The following is a 4,322-nucleotide window of genomic DNA, read 5'->3' as shown; positions in this document are numbered from 1 at the left end:
CATATATAACTTCAGTAGGGCTTCCCCTTTTTCAGCAAAAAATCGTTTATCTAATTTGCCGCCACTCTCCTCTGCTTCCAGCTCCTTTAACAGTGCTTGTGTCTGGGACGATAATACCTCGTCATCTTTTTCTCGGTCGGCTAATAACTGCGTTAACGTCTCTTCGTCGCTTTGGTTTTTCTGCTCTGCTTTTAGCGTCGGATTGGCTTCTAATTCCTGCGTTATTCTCGCCAGCCGTTTGTTTAACATCAGTGACCAGAAACTTTGGTTACTGCCATCGAGTAAGTGATAAAATAGACTGTTTTGATTGGTAAATAAAATGTCCCATACCGCCACCTGCTCAACCGTTTTTATATCTCCAAGATTGTTGAAGTTAATTAATTGCAGGAAATCTTTTAAATACCCTATATGATTATTTGACCCATTGCTATCACATTCCATTAACCAAAATTCACAATCATTGTAGCTTTTTATCGCTTCTGGCAAATAGGCGGAGCCTTCTTTAAAGCCAAATAGCCATACCAGATAGTAAAAATAGTCCTGCGAATGCTTTGCCACTGAGGCGAATAACGCCTCATAATCCTGTTTGTCCTGACGGAGAAATTCCTGCTCTCGTTTCGTATCAAGTAATTTATACCGCTTGACATTATTTCTTGCCGCTTTTAACTTCGCTTCGGCTTCCATACTCTGCGGTGTGTGACCAAATGCCTGCACATTGGTATAAGTTATTTCACTGCTGGCATTCTTCTTTGCTAAATGCGCCACTTTTTCTTGCTCAGTCATCTCGATTCGTCGATAACCTAAGTCGAGATAATGCTTAGCATTCGCCGTATAAGTAGATTCGTCCGTTTTTAGGTCGTAAATATAAGTCGTTATGTCCTTAAGTTTTGATAACTCCTGCTCTTTCTCCTGATTGCGATATTCATTTATAAAGGACAGTGTTTTTCTTAAATGTAAGCGTTTTTCGTTAAAGTAGTCACAGGGGATCCCTAATACCTGCGTAGAATGGTAATTCTTATAATACGCCTGCGCTAAAAATTCCGATTTATTCGCTTTTTCACCATAAATTATCGCCGCTTCATTCGCATGTGTCTGGCTGTATTCCTCCACTTTACGCGACAATAGCTGATCGAGACGATCATTGGCGGCATGCAACTTATGGGTCTGTTCGTTTAGCTTTTCATTATAAATCTGTTCCGATTTGACCAACATCTGCGATATCGGCACCGTTTTTAGTTGTCGTTGTAAACTCAGCTCTTCCGCGATACCAAACGGGTCTTCAATAATGACCACCGGCACTTTATACCGATTTGAATTCTCAAAATGCTTGATTTGCTTGTCTAGCTCACTGGCGCATGGTTTGTATTTGTAAAGAGTATTCCCCGATTCGTCAGCGTTATGATCTTTATCCATATCCCTTAATGAGTTGAATTTATGCACCGTGGTAAATCCAGTAAAATGCTCAAGCTTATCTGGTGCTTGATGTTTAGCTTCGTTTTCATCACTCGGATCGAGATAACGAATGCTGTTCGGATCGCCCTCTAACTCTAACAGCAGTCGACTGGATTTTAATTCACTAAAAGCAAAACTGCGTTTTCCGCCCTCCGTTAACTTTTCTGGCGCTAAATAGGCCTCTTTAGTCAGATTGATTTTAGTAAAGCGTTTTAGTGCTGTCTTTAAATCTAGCGGCCTTTGCTGACGTAAATCGTTATCCGCTTCATCTTGATTCAATTCATCATCGGTCTTTATTGGTTGTGCCGCCACCTTCGATGGTAAGTCCAGCGTAATCTGCCCATTGTTCATCAGTTCAAGATATTGACTAATTGTGCTTCCCTTGCCTTGTGACCATGCGCGGCGCGTGTAGGCAATATACGCCTCACCTTCATAAACCGAGGTGTCAATACTAATAAAAGCGCCAGGTATATGGTGGTGATTATCTTTTGTGCAGCTTTGGGGGATTTCTTTTATATTACGCTCTTTTACATCGGTGATACTTTTGTGCCGGTATACCCCCGATGGCGTAATTTCATACCCTAAAAACTCCCAGCCTTTTTGTTTATGTTTGACTAAAATATAGACATAGCCCACTCTCAGCGTTCGATACACATAGCGATGGGTGATTAACCCCGCTTCCGGTTCACGGTTGTCTTTGACTAAACTCCGCATTTGACTGCTATCACCGGCAAAGGGGTAATCTAAACTAATCGGTGCCTTACGTACTAAAAACAACGGGAATCCTTTACGTTCACACACGCCGCATCCCCCTTGCGCTAAATCGGAGCGTGAGTCTTTATTGCCTGTGTCCGCTTCTGCATAGATAATTTTATCGATTAAGTCTGCTTGTTTTTCTTGTTCTGTCAATTTATTGTTTTTCATCTTATCTATCACCCTGTTAATCCATTACCGCTCAGCCTGTTTTATAGATAAAAAATGCGGTCTTTCTATTGCTTTAAAGCGCTCAATTAAACTACCTTCGTCAAATTTTGCGGCATCAATAGCTTGTTTTATTTTCGTATTGCTTAGTAAATTGCCATAAGTCATTGACATTAAGGTGAAAATTTTTCTGTCACTTAGCGCATTTAAGCCATATGAACAGGCTTTGTGGTAAGACTCAGCGATTTCCATCAGGCTAATGTTGTCAATCTCTTTTTCTGTTTTAGTAAGAATGTTTACCTGAGATAGATAAATGTCAAACAGTATGTTGCTATGTTGTTGATAGAATTTTGCCTCTTCACTTAAAAAAAGAGTAAAATTTTCAGGTTTATATCCTAAATGATGAATAGTGTTAACCGTTTTATTTATTGTCGGGTAGCTATAATGTTGAAAACAATTTAAAACATCCGCTAGAAATTCTGGGCAAACTGCATTGCCTTGATGCAATAATTGCATTCGGAATGGTTCATAGAATGGAACAAAATGCGTCCCCATATATTTAGTTAAGAAGCGACCAATATGGGTTATTTGCTCTGCCACCACTTCTGGTGGATATTGACTCACCATCCAACCACATATATAACGTTTTTTTTGCAAGATTTCGCTTTGTGCTTCAACAACACTAAAATGTAGTAATCGTTTTTCTAACGGTAGATTGGGTTTACCTATTGTCACTAATTTAGGGCATGAGGCTAAATCATAGGCTAAATCGCTCCGAATAACGGTTGTGATGGCCTCATCATCAAGCTGATCTTTTATATTATTGAGATCGATAAAATCCATTTCACTTACCGAAGTTAAAGGATCGATAAGTAAATAACGATAATAGTGTTGATTATCTTGGCTATCTAGCAGTGTTAATAGTTGTTGCTTCATTATGCGCTTTCCCTACATATACTACCCTCAGGCAACTCAAGAGCAGGACCACTATAACTTGATGGACCTAAAACACTAAAACTGGATGCTAGCGCTTGAATATCTCCCGGTGCTATCAGTTGGATACTGCCATTTTCAAACACCATTGCCACACCGTCACAGGTTAGGGTCAATTTTTTGTCAGCGGAAATAATCACTTCATCATCGGTACTGGTGATTTTCATCGCCTGTTTAGACGTTAAATGCAGTTCGTTATTTTGGGCCTGTATATCGATATTGCCTTTTGAAGCAAATAGTTTTATGCCCATTTTATTGGCAAATAGACTGATGAGATTACCGGCCGTGACCATAAAACGTTTAAAGGCGTTTATATCCACCGTATTTTGTGCCGTTTGAATAATGTTGTCTCCCGCCGTTTGTTGAATTGAACTTGGGGTGACATCGGCAATACCAGCAGGGGCGTAGTTTAATATGGCGGGTTGCTTTAATTGGTTTAAGGATTGCTCTAGCAGTGCTTTTTGGGTCTGTAAGTCGGCTAGCTCTGCTTGTGCTGCTTGCGCTAATTCATTAAGCCGTTTTACCATTTCACAGGCTTGTTCGAGTTGTTGAACAGCATTATCCATCTGTAGCTGGACATCTTGTGCTTTTTCTTGCTCTTCGCTGGTGATATAAAGTCCTTTGCCTGCGCGTATTGAACCCCATTCATCAGAGCGTAATTCGAAGCCTTCGCCACGCTTTGTTTTTTTATTATCGACTAGGTGACCGATGTTAAGTTGGGTTTTGCCGTATTCGGTCGCGAGTTTGATATGCTCTTGTCCACGTTTGTCATCCATACGTAGCTTGTTGTTAGCCGGCGTGCGAATCACATTGCGGTGTTTGTTGGCGGTGGAGACGTGGTCGGGGTGGTCGCTGTCATGCAGGGCATGGGCAATATAGGGGCGGTTGGGATTGCCATCGGTAAAGGCTATCGCCACCCCTGTGCCGTCAATAAGTGGGAAGTGGAAGCCGTAGGT

3 protein-coding genes are annotated in these 4,322 nt (G+C 41.1%); all 3 read right to left on the bottom strand.

Going from position 1 to position 4,322, the window contains the following annotated elements; translation table 11 throughout:
• Positions 1 to 2,376 (bottom strand): toxin VasX (locus O970_RS08710; RefSeq protein WP_202976376.1); only part of this gene is annotated, 2,376 nt, incomplete at its 3' end.
• Between the two features lie 24 nt (positions 2,377 to 2,400).
• A complete protein-coding gene (locus O970_RS08705) occupies positions 2,401 to 3,309 on the bottom strand; it encodes a hypothetical protein (RefSeq protein WP_133459316.1) in 909 nt (302 codons plus the stop codon).
• Positions 3,309 to 4,322 (bottom strand): DUF2345 domain-containing protein (locus O970_RS08700; protein ID WP_133459315.1); only part of this gene is annotated, 1,014 nt, incomplete at its 5' end. The genes O970_RS08700 and O970_RS08705, both read right to left, overlap by 1 nt.

The organism is Candidatus Schmidhempelia bombi str. Bimp (genome assembly GCF_000471645.3).
GTDB classification, from domain to species: Bacteria; Pseudomonadota; Gammaproteobacteria; order Enterobacterales; family Orbaceae; genus Utexia; species Utexia bombi.
This window is presented reverse-complemented; position numbering and strand designations above follow the sequence as displayed.